Below are 25,866 nucleotides of genomic sequence, written 5' to 3' on the forward strand. Positions count from 1 at the left end.
GTGGAGAGTTTCTCTAGTTGTGCGTCACCGGGGCTTTTCCGGCCCGGTAGGTTTTCACCGTATCCGGGTTGATGGAGACCCAGGTGAAGGCTTTGCCCGGTTCCTCTTCCCGGATTTCGGGAATGCGGGTCACATAAGTGCCGCCGTAGCGTCCCCGAGAGAAGCTGACCATTTTTTCCTTGGCCAGATTTTGCAGGGCCTTGCGAATGGTGTTGCTGCTGACGTCCAGATCCTTGGACAAAACGCCCATGGCCGGGAGCTTGTCGCCCACTTTGTAGGTGGTGCGGATGAGCGTTTTGAGGTGCTGTTCCACTTTTTCGTAGTTGTAGAAGCTGACCTCTTCCGCAGGGACGAAAATGCTGGTATCGATGGGGGCCAGCTTGGCGGCGTCCGGCTTACGTACCACGTAGGTGCCGTAGCGTCCCCGTTTGGAACGTAGAATGCCTTGCTCGGCCAGGCGACGCATGGCGTCGTGCACGGTTTTGATGCTAACCTTGAAGAGATCCGACAACTCCAGGTGAGAGGGCAGTTTGTCGTTGACTTCAAATTTATCGGCAATCAGCGTTTTCAAGTCCCGTTCCAGTTGATCGATGAGGGTTTCGGATTCGATGGCGCAGCGATTTTCGGCTTCAATTTCCGGAATAACCCGCAGGGCCCAGTTGGCTTTATTGCCTCGGTTGCCCAGACTTTTCAGGGTGCCAATGCCGGAGAGGAATTCCAGGGCCAGCCGGGTGGTGTTGGGGGCTGACTGGATGGTTTTGGCGATTTCCCGGGCGGACGGCAGGGTTTGCCCAGGCTGGTAGCCGTTTTCCACGATGAAATGCTTGATGGCCACCACGGCCTGATCGCGCTTGGAGGTTTGCTTGCGCATGCGCTGGCCGGATTTATCGGCATTGCGCACCAAAGTGCCAATGCGTTGCTTGGATTCCACGTGCCCTTCGTCTTCTATGTAGCGAATGGCGTTTTGCACTGTGCCCACGCTGACGCCGAGGTAATTGGCGATTTCCGCCTTTTTGGGCAACAGGTGATTTTCGGTAATGGTGTTGGCCTGCAAAGAGGAGACGATCCAGTTTTTCAACCAGTCGGCGATCAAGGTGTCCTTGGTGGCGCCGGGGGCCTGAAAATCAGGAATCTCGCGGGGAAGCTGGCTGACTTCGATACGCACCAGGGTAGCCTTGCTGACGTTTTCCAGCTCGGTGTAGCTCATGGCTTCATCCAGTCCCATGCCCAGTGCGTTTTCCGGCGATTCCGGGTTGACGTCTACAGCCCCGGGGTGATTGGTGACAGGGTGAATGCTGGTGTTAGATACGACCATAAGTATCTGTGTCCTCCCCTAATGGTGTCAAAACTTTTAATTGATGAAGCCAAAATTGTCCCTGTGAAAGTGTCCACTATGTCCCAAGTTCAATTCTTTTTTATATTAAAACAGCGAGATTTGGTTTGTTGCTAGAGAATATGGTTTCTCTTGCGAAGCGGGTTGTAGCAGTGACTTTGATTCGTGAACCCAGAATCAGATCCGTATGTAAACCCAATGGTCAAAACCATCCTTAGTGTCTTCAAACCGTATAGAAAGAGATGAATTGAGCCGTCGAAGGTGGAACTCTTAAACAATTAAACAGAACGTTAGTGTAATTAAAACCATTTCGGCTTGCAAGCACTTTATGCTAAAAAAACAAAGTCTGCCCAAAAACGGTGTGGCGAAACTATTTTTAACCATAAAAGCATCAAAAAAACATCAGACCACAGAGTGTTTTTTCAGGGACAAGATGCACCCTTCTGCCGGACACAAAACGTGCTGGCAGAGCCTTGCCTGATGGCTGGGGAATGGTTACTCGCCTCGGTACTCCGCAAAGTTATTGCGGGTTTCCACCACCCGAAGCCGAGCCAGTGCCGCCGGGGCCGGGATGTGCGGGGCCAGCTCCTGCCAGAAAGCCCACACGATGTTTTCCGCGGTGGGGATGAGGCCCTGCATGAAGTCCACATCCAGATTCAGGTTTTTATGATCCACCCGATCCAGAATGACCCGTTTCACAATCTGATCCAGTTCATAAATATCCACCACCATGCCCAGTCGAGGATCGGGTTGGCCCTTGACGGTCACTTCCAGCTCGTAGTTGTGCCCATGCCCGTTGGGGTTGTTGCACTGACGGAAAAAACGGGCGTTGTCCTCATCGCTCCAGGTGGGGTTATAAAGCCGGTGGCTTGCCGGGAACTCGTACTTGCGGGTTAAAAACATCCAGTTGGGTTTTGAACTCATGGCAATTGGTCCGTTCCGCCGTAATACTCAACGAATAAGTCATCGCTTTCCAGCACCTTCAGGCCGGTCAGGGTAAAGCCCAGGGCGCTGATCCTGGGAGACAGGCGACTCCAGAGCAGCTGGGACATATTTTCCAGTGTGGTCAGTCGGTTCTGGAAAAAGTCCACCTGCAGATTCAGGTTTTTAAAGTCCAGAGGCTCTACCACTTCTTCCTGCAGGATGATTTTCAGGTCTTTCAGGTTCATGACCATGCCCGTTTCCGCCTGAACCGGCCCCTGCACGCTGACTTCAATCTCGTAGTTGTGCCCGTGGCCCAGCGGGTTGCTGCTGGGGCCAAAGCGTTGCAGATTTTCGGCATCCGACAACTCCGGCAGCCTTAAAAAATGGGCCGCCGAGAATTTGGCCTTGCGGATGACAGTGACGGTGTTGGGTGTGGCGTTCATGACAGGATTATACCCTTTACCGGGCACGATACGGAGTTTTGGAGGGGCTGTTAGTAGCTTTCCTGAAAGAAGTTTTCGGCATGGGTGGCCCAGGCGTTGTGGGCATGAATGCTTTCCAGGGCTTCCACGGACAGGTTAAAGCCGTTCACCCCTTTGTAATCCCGCAGGAACAGGGTGCATTCCCGAATGACGTCTTCCACGAACTTGGGGTTGTCGTAGGCTTTTTCGGTGATGAACTTCTCATCCACCCGCTTGATCAGCGGATATACCGGGCAAGAGGAGGCCGCTTCAAAACCGGCCACCACATCTTCGATCCAGACGACCCGATGCTCGGTGGTGGTATCGATGATGATATCGGCCCGGATTTCAGCCCGCTGGTTGTGGGCGCCGTAATCGGAAATGGCTTTGCTGCAAGGGCACAGGGTGGCGCAGGGCACCATCACCGAGAGAATCAGGCGGTATTGATCCTGCTCGTCCAGACTGCCCTTCAGGATGCACTCGTAAGCCATGGGGGCGCTCATGGCGCTGACCGGGGCCGGTTTATCAATAAAGTAGCGGAATTTCAGCTCAATAAAGGCGGAAGGGGCTTCCAGCCGTTGCTTGGCCTCCACCAGAAACTCTTTCAAGTCCAGGCTAAAGGTGCGATTCTGGCTCCACTCGTTCAGCTGAATAACAAAGCGGGACATGTGGGTCCCCTTGAATTCCGCTGGCAGGCCTACGCTCATGGTGGCCACGGTTTGCACGTGCTGGGTCTGGCCGTTTTTTTGCAGTACCTGCATGGGGATTTCAACGTTTTTAACGCCGACCTGGTTCAGGGTCACCCCACGCTGATCGGCGAGTCCTTGCACGTCCAGCAATGTGGTGCTTTTCGGGTCACTGGTGTTGGATTGGCTCATTGTGGTGGTTTCCATCGCTTGCAGGGTAAGGGCAATATTGGGGAGGTCACTGAGTGGCGGTTTCTAAAATTCATACGCTTATAAGGCAAATAAGGAATATCCGGGTGCGCCTTGGTGAGATTATTGCCTGAGTTGGAATTTAAATGAAGAGTTTGAATTTTAACACGATTGGTAAGCATCTGCTGTTATTTTTTCAGGGGTTTTTTAAGCATTCTACCGATCGGTATATTTATAATACCTTACTTTTCAAGGATTTAAAACCATGGTCCTCTCAGCGGGCCAACCTGCCCGGATTTGGCTGATCTGTGGGGCGCTTTTGGGGCATAATGATCACCATGAACGCTGAGAGACACCCTGAACCCACAACCGCCTATCAGGCCATGGTAGCCTGTCTTGCCAGTTCTCCCGATGTTTATGTGCAGCTGAATGCCCTGCGGGATTGGGTAAACGCGCATTATCCAGACTTTGAGCTTTATCTGGAAGATGTCTGGAACGAGCGAACTGACGGGGAGACCCACTTTGAGTACATTTTGCGTTCCCGCCACACCTTCAACGAAACCGAACTGCTGGGGTACGACATTTATAAAAACCACCGGGACGCCAAAGGGGTGTGGCATCTGGATGAGTACGTGTCCAGCGTGCGACTGATTCAGGACCCGCAAGGTTTATTGGACTTTATTGCGGCCAACAGGCGCACTTAACAGGAAAGTGGACAGATTGAGAGTGCTGTGGTGGGTAAGGTGCAGCCGTCTGTCTGGCCCGGGCCTTTTGTAAAGTCACTAAACTCATTTGGGTCGGTCATTGCAGGATTGACCTCTGGAAACCGCTTCAGGAATGCGCTATGCTATCCATAAGGAAGTAACAGAGCCATTTTGCCATGACTGCTTTAAAAGCCATCAATCTCCGTTCCTGACAAGCGTTAGACGCGGGCGCAGTGGATAACCCGTATCAGGGCTTGTTTTTTAACACTGCTGCTATGCCATCTCGCCAAGAGTGCTTCTGACGTTGGCCTTGCTTCCCTAGCCACAGACTTTTTTAGCAATGAACAAGGACGACTTGTCATGATTGATCTGCATATGCATACCATTTTTTCGGATGGTTCGGTGCGCCCGGAGGATCTGGTGCAATTGGCCGTGGACAACCAATTGGAGGCCATCGCTATTACCGATCACGATACCACCGAGTCCCTGACCCATGCCCAAAAGGCCGCCGAGGGCCTGCCGCTGGAAATTATTCCCGGCATTGAGGTGAATACGGTGTGGAAAGAGAAAGAAGTCCACATCCTGGGTTACTACATCGATCCCGAGGACAACGCGCTGCAAGCGGTCATTGAGAATCACCGTAATTCCCGGGTAGTGCAGATTCAGGAGATGGCCCACCGACTCAAGGCCAAGGCCCGCCTGAACATCTCCTACGAGGATATCGTGAAGGAAGCCAGTGACATTGGCACCATTGGGCGTCCGCATGTGGCCAAGGCCATCATCGCCAAGGGCGGCGCCGCCAATATCTCTCAGGCTTTTAACAAGTTCCTGAACCCCCGTTGTGAGACATACGTGCGTCGGCAAACCGTTTCGCCGCACGAGGCGGTGGAAGCCATCCATGAAAGCGGGGGGATCGCGGTGGTGGCTCATCCCGGGGACATGGAAATGATTGAAACGCTGGCCGAAGACCTGATGAATTACGGTCTGCGGGGCCTGGAGGCCTATCACCGTAGTCACTCTCCCGCCCTGATTGAGTTTCACTGCTCCCTGGCTGAAAAGCTGGGTCTGATTGTGACCGGCGGTACTGATTTTCACGGCACCGTGGATCTCTACAAAAAATCGCTGGAGCGCTTGCACATGCCCCCGGCCGTTTACCGGGAACTGCACGCCGAGCGGAAACGCCGCCAGCTCTCAGCCTTCAAAGCCTCCTAAAACCCTGCGTCAGGCCTTGTGTTGGGCTGCTTCTTATGCTGCCTTCTTTTGCGATTTCTTCTGGAAGGGGCTTTCATTGAGGCCCGCTGCTGAGAGCAGAGCGTTTGAGTCTCCTTTCCGAAATCCTCGCTTGGCTCTGAAATCATCACCTGACGTGCTATTTGTCATTCCCGCGAAGGCGGGAATCCAGTGATAATGCTTGAAGCAGCCGAAAAAAACGCCTTCCTGGCAATCCTGTATTTACTGGCCCTGCGGGGTACCGGGTAGTTGCCTGGGCGTCTCTGGCGGCAGGATTTTGAACACATGGATGGACCCTTTGGGGGTCTGGTACAGGTGGACAAAGCGCCTGGGGTACTGGGTCATCAACTGTTGGGCCACCCAGTTCACCGGGGCCAGCAAGGTGCGGAACTGCATGTGGGGCTCCGCCACCAGGTAATTGACCTTGTAGTGATCCAGGCTTTTCATCAGCAAGGGAATGGAATCGTCGGTAAACTTGCCGTTTTTCCGTCGCATACTGGCATAAAAGGTGTAAAACGTGGGCCGTTCGGTATTCAGGTAAAACACCACGTCAGACGCCACCGACAAACGGGCATCCCGGGGCAGGTTCTCCCGAATCCATTTGAAGGACGCCTTATACTCATCCCATAGCCAGCGGTATTTCCCGGATTCCACCCAGTGCTGGGATCGGGAGGTGACGATGGTTCGGTACGATCCCCCCACATTCCACAGGGCGACAGTACACGCCAGCAGGGTAAAGGCGGTGGCCAGCACCACTTTCCTCCGGGGCGTGGCCAGGGGACGACCCAGTTCTGGCAAAACAGCCATGAAGGGCTTGAAAAAGTACAACCAGATGATGGGCAAAACCGGCGACAGGAAGCGGGCCATCTGATCGTCATAATTCCAGAAGGTAATGATTAAAATGTAGAAAAACAGGTACAGGCCGGGCAGGGTGAAGGGTTTGGCGCTGAATTTTCCATTGGCCCAGCTTTTCCTGAGGGTGCTGATGCCTTGCAGCAGGAAATAGCCAAAAACCACATAGGCCATGAGCATGGCCATCAGGCTGAACCACTCCACCAGATCCTGATTGGCTTTTAGCTTGGGGTAGATCTTGAAAAAGTTGGGTATCAGGGGGAACATGACTTCCTGGAGTTTCAGGATCAAGGTCAGCAAGGAAACACCCAGTCCGTTGAGGTAGTTGGCGGTGGTCAGGTTGTGGAAAAACTCAAGGCCATAGTTGCTGTAAGCGTTGATCAGCGGATAGTTCAGATCGTTGACCGGCGGGGTGTTGAACTTGACCCACAGCACCCAGGGCAAAACACCGGTTAACAGACAGCCCAGACCATAAATCAGGGCGTTTCGCCATTGCCGGTTCAGCACCAGCCACACCCCGATGCCCGCTATCATGGCCAGACCCAGCACCCGGGTTAAAAAACACAGGGAGGAGAGGGTCACCAGCAAGAAAAGGTCTTTCTTCTGGAGGGTTTGAGCGCTTTGGGTAATGCGGTGGAAGTACCACAGAATGAGCAGGGTGAAGAACAGGTAGGGGGCTTCCGACATGACCATGCTGAAAAAGTAGATAAAGTAGAAGTTGGTGGGGATGATGACGGCTAGCGTCAGTACCAGCCACCCCGGCATTTTCTGGCAGTCTTTCAGCCAGATAAACATCAGCCAGCAGGCGGCGATGGCGAAGGCAATGGTTATGTAAAGCAGGGCTGGCAGGTTCTCCGGGTAGTGGGGGTTGAAAAGCCACACCACCGAGAGAATGATCGGGTAAATGAAGGGGTATTTGATTTGCCCCGGCTCCCCGATGACGTGCAACAGTTTGAATCCCTTGCCCAGGGCCAGGGATTTGCCCACGGTGGCGTACACGCCATCATCGTGGGTAAAGCCCATGTTTTCAGTATCAATACACTGGATATACAGGTAGGTGATCAGTGCCAGCACCAGGACGCCCAGCGCCGTGTACAGGGGATTCACGTTCTTCCAGGTGGAAAAGGCCTTGCACAGCCGAGACCCTATTGACCCCGGCGGCTGAGTGGACAACGCTGCCACAGCGTGTGAGGGGGTTAGGGGCTCTGATTCTGGAGAAGAAGGAAGGGGCGGCTGAGACATGCAAACAACACCTGTGGGGTTATACGCAAAAACACCGGAGAAGTCCCGGCGTTTTTGCAAATCGTGACTGGAGCGGTGATAGAGCCTTTTAGCCCAGACCCACCCGGCGTTTTTCCGGATCGGGAATGGTTTGATCAATGGCGTTGAACACCTGTGAAAAAACATGGCCAATCTGCTCCGGGGAAACGTGTTTTCCGCCTTCTCCCTTTAAATAGCTGGCCACAATGTCTTTGGCGGCAAATAGTTTCTGCTCTTTGCTCACACGATCTTCCATAGTTTCTCGCTCTCTTCTCTCTCTCAATGACCTTGAGTATGACGACTCCGGAATGCCAACCACAAGGGGCACTTGGGTGTGACTGGATCGCTGGAAACGGAAGGGACAGGATTCGAACCTGCAACCCTTGCGGGCAACCGCTTTCAAGGCGGCGTCCTCACCACCCGGACCCCTTCCATCATCCAGCGTCCGAGCTTTTATTGTCATACAGTTTTGGCAGGCGGTCAATTGCAGATCTGTGACCGCCGCCTGCTGGGGACAGGCCGGTGTGCTGTTCGCTACCGGGCGACTGCATGGCGGGCTAGTTCATTCGGCAATATGCCATTAGTAAGCTGGTTAGTTTACATCTGTTCCGGAAAAGTCACATAATGCCCGCAGGCTCAGCGGTTATTGGGACAGTCCGGATGGGCCTGATTCGCATTCAAGTGAAAGGGGTGTATTGTGAAACAGATTTCAGTCTTGGGACTTGGGTATATCGGCTTGCCTACGGCCAGTATTTTGGCGGCCAACGGGTTTCAGGTTCACGGCATTGATCCGGTGCAGCGGGTGGTGGACATCGTTAACCAGGGTGGCGTTCACATTGAGGAACCCGGCTTGAAAACGTTGGTGCAGGCGGCGGTCCGTTCTGGAAATCTCAAGGCTTACACCCAGTCACAAGTGGCGGATGTTTATATTTTGGCCGTACCCACCCCCATTACGGAGGACAAACAGGCCGATCTGGCCTACGTGGGGTCGGCGGCCCGTTCCATTGTGCCCCTGCTCAAACGCGGGGATCTGGTCATTCTGGAGTCCACCTCTCCGCCCGGCACCACCCGGGATTTTCTGTGCGCCATTCTGGCCGAGTCCGGGCTGGCGCTGGGCACCGAGCTGTTTGTGGCCCACTGCCCGGAGCGTGTCCTTCCCGGCAAGATTATCAAGGAACTGATCCAGAACACCCGCATTATTGGCGGAATTAACACCCAGTCCGCGGAGTTGGCCCGGCAGATTTACGCCAGCTTTGTGGAAGGGGACATTCACCTGACCGATGCCACCACGGCGGAGATGGTGAAGATTATGGAAAACACCTTCCGGGATGTGAATATTGCCCTGGCCAACGAGTTGGCGGCCATGGCCCCCAGTCTCAACATCAACGCCTGGGAGGTCATTCGTTTTGCTAACCTGCACCCTCGGGTGAATTTACACACCCCGGGGCCGGGGGTGGGCGGACATTGTATTTCGGTCGATCCCTGGTTTTTGGTGGAGAAATTTCCGCAGGCTGCCCGCATCATTCATCAGGCCCGCATCATCAATGACGGTATGCCCGAATATACCTACCAGCTGTTGCTGGATACCATTCAGCACATTCCCAATCCCAAGGTGACTTTGTTGGGGTTGACCTATAAGGCGGATGTGGATGATGTGCGGGAGGCTCCTTCATTAAAGATTGCGGAGATGATCCGGAAAAATCCGCAGATTGAACTGACCATTTATGATCCGCATGTGAAACAAGCCGATTATGAACTGTGCGGTTTGGAGAGTGCCTTTAAACAGTCTGACTGTATTTTGCTGGCCGTGGATCATGCCGAGTTCCGCTATATTAATCCTCGGCAGGTGGGCACGCTGGTTCGTCATCATAATATTATTGATACCCGGAATGCCTTGAATCAAAAAGACTGGGAAGAGGCCGGGTTTCAGTATCGCTTGCTGGGCAGGGATGGGGCGGCATTGACGCTCAGAGATCCCTTGGCCAGTCTGGAGGCCCGGTTTTTGGCTGTGCATTAGGACAGGCATTTTTCAATCGAATCAAGCGTATTTCATAGGCTGATCCTCAGGCGTCATCTTGGTGGGTGGCGCCTGATGGGTGTTGTGGGGAAACACGTCTATGCGGGAACGGCTCAGGTGGATAATTGATTTAAATTGTTAATTAAACAGTCGGCTAGAGATTTTGCCTGTGTGGGGGGCGTTGAAAGCCTGAATCACTAGTAGTGTGTGTAATTGAGTTGAGCTTCATTTAAACGGTTAATGTTGGGGTTCTCACAACACAACAGACAGGATGAGGGGTGGGCTTACCAATGTTGAAAGATTGTTTGAAAAATAGTTTGGATCGCTCCAGAACGTATCGGCAAATGAGCGCCGCGGCGCTGGCAACGTTATTGGCCTTTTCCTATACAGCCTACTGTCAGGAGAGCCAGCTACCCGGGTCAACGGCATCCTCGACGGGGGCCGCCACGGAGCGGAAACTCATTTCCATCGGGGAGCCCTCTTTTCAACAGGTCTCCAATACCCAGATCAACGCCAAAATCGTGGCCAACTTTACCGGACGTAAATATCGTCTGGGGCCCAACGATGTCCTGACCGTGGCCGTGTATGACGCGCCGGAGTTTTCTCAGGAGAATTTGCTGGTGCAGCCGGATGGCAATATTACCATTGCCCCCTTTGGGGCCATGGATGTGGCGGGCCTGACCATAGACGAGTTGCAGCATGAAATTTCCGATCGCTTGAAGTACTACCTGAACCAGCCCAAGGTCACGGTCAAGCTGGAGCGCACCAAGCCCTTTCAGGTGTATGTCACCGGCGGGGTCTTGCGGCCGGGGGCCTACGAAATGGTGACCGATGTTTCCCGCATTCAGATGGTCAACAATCTGGGCTTTCCCGGGGTGTTGATGGAGCGCAAATTGCCGCTGCTTTCCAATGTGCTGGTGGCCGCTGGCGGCTTGCGGTACGACGCTGACTTTGAACATGTCAAGGTGCGAAACCGTTTTGACGGCTCCTCCTTTGAAATTAACCTGCTGGATCTGATTCAGAATGGCAACACCGAGCAGGATCTGTTTCTGGTGGCCGGGGACTCGGTGGAAGTACCCGCATTGCCCACTCCCTACGCGGTGAATGACAAGCACTATCAATCCATGCTGGGGGCTTCCTTTTTCCAGAAAGACATTCCGGTGAAAGTGGTGGGTTATGTCAACAAGCCGGGTGTTTACCTGCTGGATGGGGCCCAGTCCGCCAACTTGAATTCGGCCATTGGGCAGGCGGGTGGCTACCTGGCCACGGAGGCTTCCTACGCTCCGACCAAGGTCTACGTCAGTCGGATGGATAAAAATGGGCATCTGACCACCACTACCGTGGATCCCCGGCACGAGGACATGAGCCTGCGACCCAATGATGTGGTGTATGTGCCCAACAAAATTACCCCTCGGGTGGGCAAGGCCTTCGATTATGTCGCCCGTATCGTGATGCCCATCGCCTCGATGGCCGCTGGGGCCAATAACTGGGCGCTGTTGTTTGATCCGCGGCGCTTCAATGTGAATGTAAATACCCGTTAATTCAGGGTGAATCACCAAGTTTGTAGGGATGAGACAGAGGGACGTGAAACGCATGAAAATCGAGGAATTTCAGCAGAGCCGGTTTACCCGGAACCTGATTCGGGATCGTTGGCTGATTGGGGTATCGGTCGGGGTCATGACCATCTTTTCAGGGCTGTATGTGCTGACCATTTACAAACCGGCGTACGAATCGGAAGCCAAGGTGTGGATTAAAGATACCTCCACCCGCAGTTACCTTTCGGAGTCCGGAAATCAGCCCGGTTACCTGAGTCCGCTGACCCAGGCGGGCAATCCGTTGATGACTCAGGCCGAGATTTTAAAATCCAGGGAAATGGCCGCTTACCTCTCCGAGTTCGTGGCCCGTTATCAATCCCGTTCACAGTGGGCCAAGACCCTGAATGGACAACCCAATACCTGGGAATTGATTGAGGTGAAGACCGAACCCAATACCGATGTGTTGCAGGTGGCTCTGAAGTGGAATAACCCGCAGCTGGCCAGTGATATGTTGCGGGCGGTTCTGAGAAAACTGGATGAGACCAATCTGGTTATCAACCGCCAGATTTATACCCATAAACGACAGTATGTGGATCAGCAGCTCAAGGGCATCGAGAAAAATCTGCTGGCTGTGCGAGAGCGCATCAAACAGTTTCAGGCTGGTAACATGGCCGTGGATATTGACGCCCAGACGCAGGAACTGGTTCGCCTGAAGTCCCAGTTGACCGCGCAGTTGGCTTCGGTTCAGGCGGCTCGACGGAACAGCATGGGTAACGCTTCCGCCCTTCAGCGCCATTTGGCCATGAATCCCGGTCAGGCCTTGCGGGCTGTGGCTCTGGGTTCCGGGAATGAAAATCTGGTAAAAATGCGAACCGATCTGGCCCTGTTGAAGCAGCAGTACGCCAGGGACGGCGTCAAGCTGGCGCCGACCAACCCTGGCATGCAGGCGGTTCGTGCCCAAATTCAGGCGCTGGAATCCCAGGTGCGCCGTGAGATTCAGCAGACCACCGGGAGAACGTCGGTGAGTGGCCCTCTGATTTTTGACTCGGTACGTAGCCAGTTGGTGCAGGATTTGGCCGCTTCCAGCGCCCGTTCGGTGGGGTTGAATTCTGAGGCGGCCAGCCTGGCCTCGGCCATTCAGCAGGTGGATGCCGCCCTTCGGGAAGTGCCCCGGAATCGCTACGTGTTGTCCGGGCTGAAAGAAGAAGAGAAAGCCCTGGCTTTGGCCTACGATGAGCTGCGTAAAATGCAGATTGAAACCCGGATCAAAGAGGCGGAAACTCCCAGTAACGTTTTCGTGGTGGATGCCCCCAGTGTCCCCTTGAAGCAGTCATTCCCCACGGGCGCCCATCTGGTGGTGCTGTCCATGCTGATGGGATTGGGCGTAGGCATGGGATTGTCCGTACTTAAAACCAGAGTGGCGGATCGGTGCGAGGGGGCGGAGGCGGTAGCCGCAGTGACTCAGGGCAAAATACTCGGGGTCGTTCCCTGGCTGGAAGATCCGCCGGAACAGCGCACCGCCCTGGAGCCGTCCATGTTTAGCCTGAATGATATGGCCTGCAAACATATTATCGGTAACTTGCGGATTCAGGCGACGGAGCGGAGAGCCAACGTCATCCTGTTCACCTCTTCGGCGCTTGAGAAGCCTCTGGTTGGTGGGGCTTATCACCTGGCTCAGTGCATGAGCCGCCTGGGGCAAAAAGTTGCTTTCATTGATGCTGATTGTCGTCCTTCGGGTCTTTCCGGATTTTTGGAAAATACTGCCGAACTTCAGGATCTCAGCGACTTGATTCTGGCGGCGGACTTGAAGTTGCGCAGCGATCAGGCTGTTTCCCCGGATGAAATCCTGCGGAGTCTGCGGCAGGATGTCAATGGAATCTACCTGGCCCTGACGCGTCGTCCGATGCAGAACCCCTACGATTATTTCGCCAGTCGGGGGTTTGGTCATGTTCTGCAGGTGTTGAAACGGGAATTTGACTGGGTCTTTGTGGATACGCCCGCAGGCGCTATTAACCCCGAGTTTATGGCCATTGCCCATATCTCGGATGGGGTGGTGCTGTTCGTGGATCGACAGGCGACCTTCAAGGGCCTTCAGTCCATTCGCGACAAGATCCGCGCTGCCGGTGTGCCCCTGTTGGGCTCTATTGTCCGTGAGGAGAACCGTCAACTGGAGTTTCAGCAATCGGTCTACGAGGACTGGCAGAATCCCAAAGGGGGCGGTGGCCTGACCGTTCCCCTGGGCGGATCTCCCCGTACCAATCCCCGCCGTGTTGAAGTGATGGGAGCCTACGTGGATGCCTTGACCATGTCTGAAACTGTGGAGCGCATTGCGGAAAGCATTGATCAGGGGCAGTCCATACAGCATGTGGTGGTGAATGTGGCTAAACTGGTGGCCATGCGTCACGACAAAAAATTGCGGGAAATGGTCAACGGCTGTGACTTGATTAATGCCGACGGGGCCGGTGTGGTTCTGGGCGCCAGACTGCTGGGCATCAATATCCCCGAGCGGGTGACCGGAATTGATTTGATGGAAAACCTGATGGCAGTGGCCAGCCAGAAGCGCTATCGCGTTTATTTCCTGGGGGCCGCCCAGCCGGTGGTGGAGGATGTGGTGGCTCATTACCAGCAGCAATATCCGGACCTGGAGATTTGCGGCTATGGCAATGGGTACTTCAGCAAAGAGGAAGAGGCTCAGGTGGCTCGTAGAATTCGTCAGGCAAAGCCCGATATTCTGCTGGTGGCCATGAGTACTCCCAAAAAGGAAGCCTTCATTACTGAGTACAAAAAGGACATGAACGTGCCCTTTATCATGGGGGTGGGCGGCAGTTTCGACGTGGTTGCGGGCAAAGTGAAACGTGCCCCAGACTGGATGCAGCAGTATGGCCTGGAATGGTTCTACCGGTTGATTCAGGAGCCACGCCGCATGTGGAAACGCTATTTGTTCACCAACGCGGAGTTTGGGTTGATGTTGGCAGGCAAGGCCGTTTCCCGGCAGTGGGCAGTGGTTCATGAGTAGTCGCTTGCTGACCATGACAGATTCCCTGCAGGCCCGGAGATGGGTATGGCTTTTCGTACTCGTCTCCGCCCTGATCGGGGCCTTGAGTCTGATCGTCCCCGTGTACTGGATTGCTCTGGCCTTTCTGGCTCTGGGGGGCTTGATTTATCTACTCCTCAATCCCGAAAAGACATTTTTTCTAGCCATTTTTACCATTCCTTTCACGGAGCGGATTCGGGTTTTACCCATCAGCTTCTCAATCAACGAGGTGATCATTCTTTTTGCGGTGGGTAGTTGTCTGTTAAACGCCTTACTCACCGTCCCCAGGGTATCCCTGCGCACGTCACTGGATGGATGGATTCTGGTGCTGACCCTCCTGTTTTTTGGATGCGGATTTTTCTCCATGAGTCATACCGGCATGCTGGGCTTCTTTAAAATTGTGGAAGCCTTTGCCATGTTTTATATCGGCATTTACCTTTTGCGCACCCGGCAGATTACCCGAGCGGACGTGCTTAGGGTCATTCTGGCGACCGCCCTGTTTCAGGCGGCCATCGGGATGTTTCAGTCAGTGACCGGTATCGGCTCCGACTTTCGATCCGCTCGTGGGTATCTGGGATATTTGGGTTTGGGCTCCAACATGGTGTGGCATGGCAAGGGCACCACTTGGCACTTTAACACGCTGGGCAATTTTCTGGTGGTCAGTCTGCTGGCTTTTGTGCCTGTGTTCTTTCGGCATATTAAACGCAAGAAACGCGCCATCCTTTGGGCGGCTATTATTTTGTTGGGCATTATTACCACTTACTCCAGAGGGACTCTGCTGGGGCTGATTGCCGGGTTGATTTTTTATCTGGCCGTCAGTCAGCCAAACTGGAAGCGTTCACTGTTGATGGTTGGCGCTTTCCTGTTGCTGGTTATCTTTCCGCTGGTTTCCTCCTTGTCCAACTCTGCTTACATGGAAACCGTCAGTTACAGCGAACGTTTGACAATTTGGCAAGTGCCCTGGGCGGCCATCACCGCCAGTAGTAAAGCCTTTTGGTTTGGCTCGGGGCTGAATTCCTACTCTCTGGCAGCCTGGCCTTATATTCCGGCCTTTGTGCCTCTGTCACAGTATCACAACTGGTTTGCCCATAATTTTTATCTTTTAACGGTCATGGAATCTGGATTCATTGGGGCGGCCATTCTGTTCAGTTTTTTGTTGTTTCTCTGGCTGAACGCCTGGGCTCAGTATCGGGCTTCCAATGGAGGGCACAAGACTTACGCCATTTTGATCAGTTCGGCAATGGTGGGTGTGTTTTTTGTCAGTATTTTTGACCATACCTTTGCCTCACCCCATTACAAAGTATTCGTTTTTGTTTTGCTGAGTTTGTTATATGTCAAAGATGTTCCAGTCAGGCACCGTGTCTGATTCAGCACCCTTGTCCGGTCGTTTGATCCGCAACCTGGGGCTCACCTTCTTTGAGGCCGTGATCACCCGGGGGCTGAATTTTTTTCTGATTCTGCTGCTGACACGCACTTTAGGGCCTTCCGATTACGGGAAATACGCGTTTATTTTTGTGGCGGTCTCCGTGTTGAGCGCCCTGTTCGATTTTGGAATGGAGAATACGGCGGTTCGTTTTTCGGCTCGGGATAAGACGCGGATGGACTCTGTGTTTGGGCTCTATCTCACGCTGAAATTGGGGATTTTGTGTGTGGTTATTGTAACCCTGATACTGGCTCAGCAGTGCCTGTTTTTCGCATTGAACAAATCGGAGTTGATGGTGTACCTGCCATTCCTGATTGTGGGTTTGGTGGGTGAGTCGCTGTTTTTTATAAACGATACTTACTGTCAGGCCAATCAATGGTTTCAGCTGCGGGCGACTTTAAATATCATTCGTTTCTCGGTTTCCTGCTTCTTCATCGGAATGCTCTTCTTTTATAATGCGCTGTCTCTACAGTGGGTACTTTATGTTTACTGCATTCCCTTTTTGTTTTCATTGCTGTTTTTAGGGCAGTACATAAAATTTATCAGTGCCTTTTGGAAAAGTGATTTACCCAAGGGCTTAATCACCGAGATGGCCGGCTACCAGAAATGGATGCTGGTCTATTCGGTGGCCAATAATCTGTTGAGTCGTCTTGATTTTGTGATGCTGGGTCTATGGGTGAGTTACGCGCAGTTGGGAATTTATAACGCCGCGGTTCAGCTTTGTACCATTATCGCCTTTTTACCGCTGGTGCTGGGGAAAGTGCTGTTACCCACCCTGTCTGATCTGGATGAGGGTCAGGTATTCCATATCTCTGAAAAAATTATTCCCTGCACACTCATTCTGGTTTTTGCCGCCCTGATGCTTATTCCCGTCAGCCCAATTGCTATCCCATTTTTGTTTGGCAAGCAGTACCAGTTATCTGTGGGTATTTTTCAGATTTTGGTACTGGCCTACGCGGCCAGTTTAATGAGTATGCCCTTTGAGCAGGCCTTGTATTCTTTGGGAAAGCCTGATGTTTTGTGTAGGTCTCGCTATTGGCAATTGGCGGTTATTGTTTTGTTTAACATCGCCTTGATTCCTTTTTGGGGTGTTTATGGCGCGGCGGTCAGCAATCTGATCGGTCGTCTGCTTTATCTTTTACAGACTCGCCTGCATTACTTGCGGCAGCAGGCCGCCTGTGACAAAACAGAGCCGCAATGGGTCGTGGGGTCTTAGTGTATGGCAAAACAGGCGATTCGGGTCATGCAGTTGATTTCCTCTCTGGAACTGGGAGGCGCTGAAAAATTGTTGTTGGACCTACTGGATGAAAAATCCGGGAATTTGCCCGTGGCATTTACGGTCGTGGTGATGAATCAGGCGGTGAATCCTGAACTGAAAGCACGATTGATGCGACTGAACTGTGAGGTTTATTTTCTGGATCGCCCTGAAGGGCATCTGCACTGGAAGTACCTTCAGGCCTTGCTGAGAATTGTTTTCGAGCAGGATGTCGATATCATTCACAGCCATAATTCAGGGAGCAAATGGTGGGCGATTCTGTGTAAGTTCTGCAAGCCTTCACTCAAGCTGATTTTTACGGTGCATGACACCGCGCCCATTCGACAGAATGTGTTCCTGACCTTTTTGCAGCGTCTTTTTGTGGATCGGCATATCGCCATTTCCAGGTCGGTTGAACGTCTGTGCCGGGCAGAAGGTTTTGTTCCTGTAAGCCAGATTTACAATGGGATTGACGTATCAAGGTACCGGAATGCACGGCGAAATTCACTGCGGGAGCGGGTAAAGGCAACGCCTTTTCACAGCGTACCTCTGCGGATTGTACAGATTGGTCGTTTGTACTATCCCAAGAAGGGGCAGGATATTTTGATTCAGGCTATTGCGCAGTGCAAACAACAGGGTATGTCTGTTCAGGCCACATTGATGGGTGGGGTTTATTCCTACAGTGAGAATTCGTATCAAGCGCTAAAAAAAATGGTGGCGGACTTCCACCTGCAGGATGAGATTGATTTTGTGGTGAATCAAACTCATGTCAGTTCAGTCCTGAACGAGGCTGATTTGTTTGTTTTGCCTTCGCGCTATGAGGGCTTGGGCTTGGTGGTGCTGGAAGCCATGGCTGCGGGTGTTCCTGTGATTGTCAGTAATATTGATGGCCCGGCGGAGCTGGTTTGCCATGGACAAAACGGTCTTGTCTTTCAGAGTGGCGATGTGGACTCGTTGGTTCTGGCCATCTCCCACGTGTATGTGCATCCCGAAAACGCTGATTTTCTGGCCAAAAACGCCCTCGATTTTGTCAAAAATTTCGATATCGCCGTCATGAGGCAGCAGTATTGCGATTTGTATCAGCAAACCCTGTTCAATGATAAGTCACCCATTGGTTCTGTGTTAGAGGAGGTCTCTCATGGCGCCGTTTTTTGAGCTGCAGGGATGGGTGAAAAAAGTGTATCGGCAGGGTCCTATTTTTTCAGAATACCTGCGACGCCTTGAGCGTTCGGCACATTATGGACCCGAGCGATTGCGTCGATTGCAGAACATGCAACTGAAAAAGATTATTCACCATTGCTACTTCAATGTGCCTTACTACCGGGATTTGTTTCGCGCACTGAAACTGACTCCCCAGTCCTTTCAAACGGTGGATGATTTGCAAAAGATACCTTTGATGGACAAGAATACGGTGATCGAGAATTACGAGAAACTGGTGGCCTGGAAACGGAAGAACATACTCTGTCGTGTGGGCAGTACCAGCGGAAGTACCGGGAGTCCCACCGCTTTTTTTCGGGATTATGAATCCATTAACTTTGAAAACGCCTCGGTATGGCGTCACTGGCGCCAGGCGGGAGATTTTGGGAAAAAGCGGGTGACCTTGCGCGGAGAAACCATTGTTCCAGCCGGGCAGGCGTCTCCGCCATTCTGGAAGTATAATTCCGCCAATCGGGAACTGCTGATGTCCGGATACCATTTATCGCTGGATAACGCACCGTCCTATATTGATGCGCTGATGACATTCAAGCCAAAAGTTTTATACTGTTACCCCTCAACGGCTTATTTGTTAGCCAAATTCTTTAAACATTCTGGCCAGCAATATTGTTTTGATTCTATTTTTACTTCCTCGGAGTCTCTGGAGCCAGATATTCGGACTTTCATTGAAGATACTTTTGATTCCCGAATTTATGACTGGTATGGCCAGGCGGAGCGTGTTGCGGCTATTGCGCAATGCCCGGCCGGGCAATACCACATTCAGGAAGACTACTCAATTGTGGAGTTAATCAATACATCTTGTGGGGATGAACTGGTAGGAACGCATTTGTACAATTTTGTCATGCCGCTTTTGCGATATCGAACCAATGATTATGTGACCTCATTGTCAGATAATTGTAGTTGTGGCTCGGCTTTTCGTATGGTGGCTAAAATTCTGGGACGGAACTACGGGTATATTTTAACGCCGGAGGGGTATCGTATTTCTATCACGAATCATATTCCACGCGGGGTCGATAATCTTCTGGAAACCCAGTTTTGTCAGGAGAAGCAGGGAGAGTTGATTATCAATGTTCTGACCAACGGCAAGTTTTCAGAACAGGATCGCAAGCGTTTGGTGCAAAATACGCTGGCCCATACCTCTCCCAGCATGCGCGTCATCGTGAAGGAGGTTGATGGCATTCCCAGAGGGCCCAACGGCAAGTTTATCAACATTATCAACAAATTGGAGGCAATGAACTAGATGAAAGCATCTTTTAAAGTTCAATGCTGGCTGAAGCGATTGTATCGCCGGGGGTTTCGGTTTCAAAAGTATTTGCAGATGCTCAGGCATAGCCAGTTTCATACACCGGAGCAGTTGCGGCAGTATCAGAATCAAGCGCTCCATAAAATGGTGAGTCACTGCTACAAGAATGTGCCGTTTTATCAGGACTTGTTTCGCTCACTCAGGATGCTGCCTGGTGATATTAAAACGCCCGCGGATCTGAGGAAGTTGCCTTTTCTGGACAAGAAGACCGTGCAGGAAAATTACGATAAACTGATTTCAAAAAAGCACTATAATTTTTTGTGCAATATGGGGACCACCAGCGGAAGCACCGGCATGCCCGGCAGGTTTATTCGTGATTATGACGCCATTAATTTCGAGCATGCCATCGTGTGGCGACACTGGCAGAATAGTGGCGATTTTGGAAAGCGGCGTATTTCCCTGCGGGGTGAAATCATTGTTCCCGCGGCCCAGACCCATCCTCCATTTTGGCATTACAATTCAGCCAATCAGGAACTTCAGATGTCGAGTTATCATCTGTCTCGCGATAATAGCGTGCATTACATTGACAAGATTCTGGAGTTTCAGCCCCGGGTTTTATACTGTGGGCCCTCCATGGGATACGTGCTGGCCAAGTTCTTCAAATACCATCAGGTGGACTATCGCTTTGACGCCATTTTTACTTCTTCAGAATCGTTGGAAGCGGATGTTCGCGCTTACATTGAAACCGTTTTTCAGAGCCCGATTATTGACTGGTATGGCCAGGCTGAGCGGGTGGTGGCCATTGGCGAGAACAGGGTCTGTCGTTGCTACCATATACAGGAAGATTACTCGATTGTTGAGTTTCTTTCTACCTCGGAGCAGAATCGCTATGAGCTGGTCGGGACGCAGCTTCATAATTATGTAATGCCCCTGTTGCGTTATCGTACATTTGATTATGTTGACTCCCGATCCGGGCTGATTCCCGATGTCGCCTGTCAATGCGGCTCTCACTTCAGAACCGTTGAGCGCATTTTGGGTCGTTCGTACGGTTACCTGTTGACGCCTGAGGGATACCACATCGCGATTACCGCTCATATTCCCGTTGGGGTTGACAATGTGATCGAGGCCCAGTTTTATCAGGAAAAAATTGGTGAAGTGACTTTGAAAGTATTGACCAACGGGCGTTTTACCGAGATGGATCGGGAGCGACTGGTTTCTAATACGTTAAAGCATACCTCTCCATTTATGAAGGTGAATGTAGTTGAAGTGGATGACATACCACGAGGCCCAAACGGCAAGTTTATCAACATTATCAACAAGATGTCCTTGAATTGAAAGTGGTGAATTATGTCTCAGAGGGTCTGTTTAGTGAATCCTGAAGTGCTGATGATTGGTACCCATCCCGACTCCCGAGGGGGTATTTCTTCCGTGATTCGTATGTACGAGACCGGGGGATTATTTGATCGGGTTCTGTATTTGGCCTCTTACCGGGATGGCTCTGCCTGGAAGAAGATCTTGGTTTACTGTGTTTTTCTGGCTCGATTCTTCAAGGTGTTATTGACAATGCCTTCCATTCAGGTAGTTCATGTTCATACGGCCTCCTACTTTAGTTTTTTGCGGAAGTCTATTGTGGTTTTATTGTCGGCGCTGTTTGGCAAAAAGGTCATTTTACACGTCCACGGCGCGGAGTTTATTCTCTTTTATCAGAACGGTTCGCGCCTTTTGAAATTTTATATTCGGTCCGTGTTGAGTAAGTGTCACTGTTTACTGGCTTTATCTTATCAGTGGCAAAGGGACCTAAAGCGGATTTCTCCGACTGCTGATATTCGGGTGGTTTATAACCCCACCATTGTTCGATCGCCGAGCCAGGAGGACAGGGCGTCAGACGCTCGTTCTCCGGTCAGGTTTCTTTTTATGGGACGCATTGGAAGGCGTAAAGGCGTTTACGACATACTGGACGCATTGCAGTATATTCAAGCCAGAAATTTTGAGATCCACATGTATGGTGATGGCGACCTGGCCACTGTGGAGGCGTTGATTCAAAAGAACCGCTTACAGCGGCAAGTCAAGCTGTATGGCTGGATCGATGGTGAGGCCAAGGATGCGGCCTTCCGGCAGGCCGATGTTCTGTTACTGCCCTCTTACAACGAGGGGCTGCCCATTTCCGTTCTGGAAGCCCTGTCGTATGGATTGCCTGTTCTGTCCACCTGTGTCGGTGGTATTTCAGAAGCTGTGGAACAGGGGGTAAACGGTTTACTGATTGAACCGGGTCAGTGCAAAGTGTTGGCTGAGCATATCGAGCGCTTGAGCGCTTCGGCCACCATTCGTAAGCGGATGGGACACTCCGGCTACCAGCTGGCCAAATCCCGCTTTGATCTTCCCATTATTATTGAGCAATTAGAGGCTTTATACCGTGAGTTTACTAAGTTTGAATGAGTCGGTGGAAACACCCTTGGAGACACTACCGGAGGCCCTGGTTTCTTTTGAGGTTACCGATTCTCCGTTTTCAAAGTTTAATCTGTTGCCCCGGGTAAAATTGGTTTTGAAATACGTTCAATCGTATAACTATGAGGGGTATGATTTATTTGACGGCTTGAATAGCCCGTTTTTGAAATCCACGGTGTTCTATCGCAGTCGTTATTTTCGGCTTGCCCTGATTCAGTTTTGCAAGCAGTCTCCCGTCAACCTGCGACCCTTATTAGGCGTTGCCAGAGGGTTTAACCCCAAAGGGGGCGCTCTTTTTTTGATGGGACTGATTCAACTGTTCGAAGCCTATGGTGAGGAAACTTACAGCAATGAGGCCTACATTCTCTTTCAGCGTTTAAGGCATCAGGTTCAGACACGCTTGATTGGGAATGCCTGGGGGTATAATTTTGATTGGCAGGCCCGGGCTTTTTTTGTCCCGGAGGGAACGCCGAATCTGGTGACATCGGTTTTTGTCGGACGGGCTATGCTGGCCTATTATCGGTGCTTTCACGATCCGCAAGCCCTGGAACTGGCATTGGGAGTCACTGATTTTATATTGAGCGAAATGATATGCCATGAGGATGCCCACCTGCTTTGCTTTCGCTACATCCCGGCCAAAGATACGCAGGTTCATAACGCCAACTTGCTGGCCGCATCTTATCTGGCAGAGACTTTGTCCTTTTTCTCTGGCAACAGAGCGTTAATGATTCGCCAAAAAATACTGAAGGCGGTTCGCTTTTCGGTCGCTGATATTCATCCGGAGGGTTCCTGGCCTTATGGCACCCTTTCGTTTCATCGTTGGGTGGATAATTTTCACACCGGTTTCAACATCGAAAGTCTGCAAACGATTCAGGACTGCCTACAACTGGATGACTTCACGGCAGTGCTTGATTCGGTGATTGCCTATTATCTGGATCATTTGTTTGATGACGCCGGTTTGCCCAAATATTACAGCAATCACCTGTATCCTGTGGACGTGCATGTTCTGGCTGAATCGATTATTATTCTGCGGCTTCTGCGGGAATGCGGGTATCCGGGTAAACCCGTCCGAAGACTGCTGATTGAGAAAAGTCTTATTGATCTTCTGGTTCAGTTTCAGGACGAAGCGGGCTATTTTTACTATCAAAAGTTGTCTCGTGGCTGGAATAAAATTCCATACATCCGCTGGGGGCAAGCCTGGATGTTCTATGCCCTGTCCGGGTGCCTGAGACCATGAGGCTCAGGCTGTATCTTTTGCGAACAGGACAACGGGCACTGTTTTCAGCAGGAGTTTAAAATCCAGCCACAGGCTCCACTTGCGGATGTACTCACAATCCAGTTCGACCACCTGATCAAATTCTTTAATGCTTGAACGTCCATTGACCTGCCATAACCCGGTTAGACCCGGTAGTGTGGCGAACCGGAAGTAATGCCAGTGCTTATAATGCTGAAGTTCCGTTTTAATGGGTGGCCTTGGTCCAACCAGACTCATATCACCCTTTAAAACGTTCAATAGCTGGGGCAGTTCATCAATGCTGAATTTGCGGAGCCATTTTCCAACTCGGGTGACTCTGGGATCATGCTGCATTTTGAACATGCCGTTGCTGATTTCATTGCTGTCTAATAGCTGGTACAGAAGTTTTTCTGCATTTATATGCATGCTTCTGAATTTGTAAATTTCAAATTCTTTTCCGTTCACGCCGACCCGTTTTTGCTTGTATATGACTGGACCTTGTGATTCCATGCGGATGATAAGCCCCACCAGCAGCAAGAGGGGAAGAATCATCAACAACCCCAAGCCGCTGCCGAGATAGTCGATACCTCGTTTGATGAACCACTGACAGGGCTTGAGATCATAAACATTGTAATTGATGGCGATAGAAAGTGGATCTTCGTAGGTCCTGTGAAAGTCTGATGTGCTTGTCTTTCGCGCTTCTTCCGCGATGTTTTTGAAAGGTACCCGTAAAGTCTCGGTGGACATTATCAGAACTCCTTAACAGCAGTCATCCAAAACGAATTGAGCAACGGATCGGTTGCTTGAGGCAATAGGCACTTTGTGGCAATTGCTAATTTATTCTTTATCGCTGCAATACAGTGGGCAGTGTAAACACTACCTTTTTGAATTGGTCTCAGGTTATTTTAAAAATTGAGTGCCGGATATTCTCTGTTCGTTTATGTAACTTTAGACAGATGTCTATCGATTATTCCATCTTGTTTCGATCACGCTTCGACTACGTTTCGATCAGTTTCGAACAATGGTAGATCTGTAGTCCACCTGCGGAATGGTTGAGCTATGCAGGATTGAGTTGTGAATTATAAAGACTCGCTTCAAGATCCATTCCCGAATGGATGTTCGTTTTGACTTTGATTTTTATCCTTTTGAGTAGACGTTTTTCGTTTAGTGAGCATTTCAAAAAGTCTCCTGAATCAAAATAGGTCAGTTTAGTGCTGAGGTTTCAGGTGGGCTTGTCAAAAAAAATAAAAATTTATACTATAAGAAGAAAATAGAGTCCAAGTTTTTGATTTCTGAGTAGTTCTTGAGTGTTTAAGGTGTGAAGCTCTTCGTTTCATTGCTTATGTACGACAGGTGAGCCAAACATAGGAAGTGAATATATGTTTTTGTTGTTTTGCCGTCATCGGTTTTTGGCAGTAGTTTGCCTTGTTTTTACCGCTTCTCAAATCAGCCTGGTTCTCCCGGGCCCTGTTTATGCCGATACCAGTTGGACTGAACTCCTCAAGCCTCTGGTAAAGGATGTCATTGTTCCGGGGGCCAGTGCAGGCATGAAAAAATTGCTGGAGAAGAAGATGAAAGTCAAGCTGGATAACAGCTCCGGGTTTTCAACCAGCTCCGGGTCCGACAGTGTTATGACAATGCCTGAGGAGCCATCCGTATCGGATGGGGGCGGGCTGATTTCAATGCCTGAAGAGCCGACCTATAGCGCTTCCTGGGACAAGGATTCGAATGGCGGAGGGGCCTTGTCCACCCCTCCACCGCCAGTAGAAACCCCTTAGCAATATTGCCTGCTTGGTGTTATGCCGGGTTTTACCTTGCGCTAGGGTTGCAGTCTCCCTTGTGCTGGTGGATCTATAAACCTCAGCTGTATAATGCGCCATGATCTTGATTTTCAGGAATGCAGGGTTTTGGAATTCAGGGTTCGAGTCCGGGACTCGGACTTTGAGGCCAGGAAGGAAGGCGTTTGAGGCGGCTTTTTCTCAGAGACTATTCGAAAAGCTTCCATTCTGGGCGTCTACTGCCTTCGTGTGCTGCTCAGCTTCGTTACTTATCAGTATAAGCGCCTTGCTTGCGCTGCTCCGGCCTTGTAGCCTTACCGGACTAATTACTTTTCGGATAGTCTCTCAGAGCAGTCTTATAGGAGTGTCTTTCTTGTGAAACATTGCTCTACTGGGTAATATATGTTGGATTGCTTTTCGCCAATATTAGGTGTGGTTGTTGTGGTTTGTTCTATCTGAAAGTGGGTAGTAATGCCAGATTCCAAGTGTTCTTGCTGTCATAGCAGCTCTGTGGTCAACAAGGCTGTCGAACTAAGGCAAATTAATACGGTTACCATGGTGCTGGCCAGTTCCATGCACCATACGGAGCGAGAATGTTTGCATTGCGGGCATATTGAAATTTTGGAGTCTCACAGCCTGACCGCCGTTTAAGCCTGTTTTTATTCTTGTCATGATTTGGGTTGAGTATTCGTCTATGGCGGGCTGCCAAAACTGTTTGCCAAAAAAGTCTGATTTTCGCAGATTTTGAGGTGCCTGAACGAATGGCGGTAAGGCCAGACTTATACAGTGGCTGTGGTTTGACAGGGGTCAATGTGATTTAAAGTCACGTTCTTGTTTGTGTGCGTTGTGTTTCTGACTGGACTCTTTCCATCGTTTATTTTACCGTTTTGCCGACGCTTTCCGATGGGTGCGCTTGCGGCTGTCGATTGAATTCGCTTTGGAATAATTTTTGGTGGGGCTCCCTCTAGAAAATGTTTGTAACTATTTGAGCAAAGCGAGTGAAGGATAGATGCTGAGTAATCCTATCATAAGCAGTTCCACAGTTTGT

General features: G+C 51.1%; 21 protein-coding genes and 1 tRNA gene. 14 read left to right on the forward strand and 8 right to left on the reverse strand.

What is annotated here, in order from left to right; genetic code table 11:
• Positions 1-13: 13 nt before the first annotated feature.
• The 4 genes from DF283_RS05770 to folE2 all read right to left on the reverse strand — a co-directional run bounded on the left by DF283_RS05770 (position 14) and on the right by folE2 (position 3,596).
• A complete protein-coding gene (locus DF283_RS05770; RefSeq protein WP_303673779.1) occupies positions 14-1,315 on the reverse strand; it encodes a GntR family transcriptional regulator in 1,302 nt (433 codons plus the stop codon).
• Positions 1,316-1,828: 513 nt separating this feature from the next.
• Positions 1,829-2,257, reverse strand: coding sequence for a 6-pyruvoyl trahydropterin synthase family protein (locus tag DF283_RS05775; protein WP_303673780.1), 429 nt, complete (start codon positions 2,255-2,257; stop codon positions 1,829-1,831).
• Positions 2,254-2,700 carry a 6-pyruvoyl trahydropterin synthase family protein gene (locus DF283_RS05780; protein WP_303673781.1) on the reverse strand — a complete coding sequence of 149 codons (447 nt, stop codon included), beginning with the start codon at positions 2,698-2,700 and terminating at the stop codon, positions 2,254-2,256. Before DF283_RS05780 ends, DF283_RS05775 begins: the two co-directional genes overlap by 4 nt.
• 50 nt (positions 2,701-2,750) lie before the next feature.
• Positions 2,751-3,596: a GTP cyclohydrolase FolE2 gene (gene folE2 / locus DF283_RS05785; protein ID WP_303673782.1), complete on the reverse strand. Its 846-nt coding sequence runs from the start codon at positions 3,594-3,596 to the stop codon at positions 2,751-2,753.
• Positions 3,597-3,931: 335 nt separating this feature from the next.
• On the opposite strand from folE2, the gene DF283_RS05790 reads away from it, so the two are divergent.
• The gene (locus DF283_RS05790) at positions 3,932-4,297 is read left to right on the forward strand and encodes a hypothetical protein (protein ID WP_303673783.1); all 366 of its coding nucleotides are present in this window, start codon (positions 3,932-3,934) and stop codon (positions 4,295-4,297) included.
• A gap of 360 nt (positions 4,298-4,657) precedes the next feature.
• Entirely contained in the window at positions 4,658-5,509 is an 852-nt protein-coding gene (locus DF283_RS05795) for a PHP domain-containing protein (RefSeq protein WP_303673784.1), read from the forward strand.
• 240 nt (positions 5,510-5,749) lie between these two features.
• Here DF283_RS05795 and DF283_RS05800 read toward each other — a convergent pair whose 3' ends face one another.
• The 3 genes from DF283_RS05800 to DF283_RS05810 all read right to left on the reverse strand — a co-directional run bounded on the left by DF283_RS05800 (position 5,750) and on the right by DF283_RS05810 (position 8,072).
• Positions 5,750-7,621: an ArnT family glycosyltransferase gene (locus DF283_RS05800; protein ID WP_303673785.1), complete on the reverse strand. Its 1,872-nt coding sequence runs from the start codon at positions 7,619-7,621 to the stop codon at positions 5,750-5,752.
• Between the two features lie 88 nt (positions 7,622-7,709).
• Positions 7,710-7,895 carry a hypothetical protein gene (locus tag DF283_RS05805; protein WP_303673786.1) on the reverse strand — a complete coding sequence of 62 codons (186 nt, stop codon included), beginning with the start codon at positions 7,893-7,895 and terminating at the stop codon, positions 7,710-7,712.
• Between the two features lie 97 nt (positions 7,896-7,992).
• Positions 7,993-8,072, reverse strand: a tRNA-Ser gene (locus DF283_RS05810).
• Between the two features lie 264 nt (positions 8,073-8,336).
• Here DF283_RS05810 and DF283_RS05815 point away from each other — a divergent pair.
• From DF283_RS05815 to DF283_RS05860, 10 genes are all read left to right on the forward strand, one after another.
• Positions 8,337-9,656, forward strand: a complete 1,320-nt coding sequence (locus DF283_RS05815; RefSeq protein WP_303673787.1) for a nucleotide sugar dehydrogenase — start codon at positions 8,337-8,339, stop codon at positions 9,654-9,656.
• Positions 9,657-9,946: 290 nt separating this feature from the next.
• On the forward strand, positions 9,947-11,197 hold the full coding sequence (locus tag DF283_RS05820; RefSeq protein WP_303673788.1) for a polysaccharide biosynthesis/export family protein: 1,251 nt from the start codon (positions 9,947-9,949) through the stop codon (positions 11,195-11,197).
• A 52-nt stretch (positions 11,198-11,249) separates the two neighbouring features.
• Positions 11,250-14,207: a WecB/TagA/CpsF family glycosyltransferase gene (locus DF283_RS05825; protein WP_303673856.1), complete on the forward strand. Its 2,958-nt coding sequence runs from the start codon at positions 11,250-11,252 to the stop codon at positions 14,205-14,207.
• Entirely contained in the window at positions 14,200-15,591 is a 1,392-nt protein-coding gene (locus DF283_RS05830; RefSeq protein WP_303673789.1) for an O-antigen ligase family protein, read from the forward strand. Before DF283_RS05825 ends, DF283_RS05830 begins: the two co-directional genes overlap by 8 nt.
• Positions 15,557-16,864, forward strand: coding sequence for a lipopolysaccharide biosynthesis protein (locus DF283_RS05835; RefSeq protein WP_303673790.1), 1,308 nt, complete (start codon positions 15,557-15,559; stop codon positions 16,862-16,864). The genes DF283_RS05830 and DF283_RS05835 overlap by 35 nt, the downstream gene beginning before the upstream one ends.
• Before the next feature lie 3 nt (positions 16,865-16,867).
• Positions 16,868-18,058: a glycosyltransferase family 4 protein gene (locus DF283_RS05840; protein WP_303673791.1), complete on the forward strand. Its 1,191-nt coding sequence runs from the start codon at positions 16,868-16,870 to the stop codon at positions 18,056-18,058.
• Between the two features lie 115 nt (positions 18,059-18,173).
• The gene (locus tag DF283_RS05845; protein ID WP_303673792.1) at positions 18,174-19,358 is read left to right on the forward strand and encodes a phenylacetate--CoA ligase family protein; all 1,185 of its coding nucleotides are present in this window, start codon (positions 18,174-18,176) and stop codon (positions 19,356-19,358) included.
• Complete coding sequence (locus tag DF283_RS05850) at positions 19,359-20,696, forward strand: phenylacetate--CoA ligase family protein (RefSeq protein WP_303673793.1); 1,338 nt, start codon at positions 19,359-19,361, stop codon at positions 20,694-20,696.
• 102 nt (positions 20,697-20,798) lie between these two features.
• Positions 20,799-21,797 (forward strand): glycosyltransferase family 4 protein, encoded by a 999-nt coding sequence (locus tag DF283_RS05855; protein WP_443082990.1) that lies wholly within the window; start codon positions 20,799-20,801, stop codon positions 21,795-21,797.
• Positions 21,775-23,043: a hypothetical protein gene (locus DF283_RS05860; RefSeq protein WP_303673794.1), complete on the forward strand. Its 1,269-nt coding sequence runs from the start codon at positions 21,775-21,777 to the stop codon at positions 23,041-23,043. The genes DF283_RS05855 and DF283_RS05860 overlap by 23 nt, the downstream gene beginning before the upstream one ends.
• A gap of 3 nt (positions 23,044-23,046) precedes the next feature.
• Here DF283_RS05860 and DF283_RS05865 read toward each other — a convergent pair whose 3' ends face one another.
• Complete coding sequence (locus DF283_RS05865; RefSeq protein WP_303673795.1) at positions 23,047-23,787, reverse strand: sugar transferase; 741 nt, start codon at positions 23,785-23,787, stop codon at positions 23,047-23,049.
• Between the two features lie 800 nt (positions 23,788-24,587).
• Here DF283_RS05865 and DF283_RS05870 point away from each other — a divergent pair.
• Both DF283_RS05870 and DF283_RS05875 read left to right on the forward strand, forming a co-directional pair.
• The gene (locus DF283_RS05870) at positions 24,588-24,818 is read left to right on the forward strand and encodes a hypothetical protein (RefSeq protein WP_303673796.1); all 231 of its coding nucleotides are present in this window, start codon (positions 24,588-24,590) and stop codon (positions 24,816-24,818) included.
• Between the two features lie 471 nt (positions 24,819-25,289).
• On the forward strand, positions 25,290-25,469 hold the full coding sequence (locus DF283_RS05875) for a hypothetical protein (protein ID WP_303673797.1): 180 nt from the start codon (positions 25,290-25,292) through the stop codon (positions 25,467-25,469).
• The last annotated feature ends 397 nt before the right edge of the window (positions 25,470-25,866 follow it).

Origin of the sequence: Vampirovibrio chlorellavorus, from assembly GCF_003149375.1 — a bacterium.
Classification (GTDB): Bacteria; Cyanobacteriota; Vampirovibrionia; order Vampirovibrionales; family Vampirovibrionaceae; genus Vampirovibrio; species Vampirovibrio chlorellavorus_B.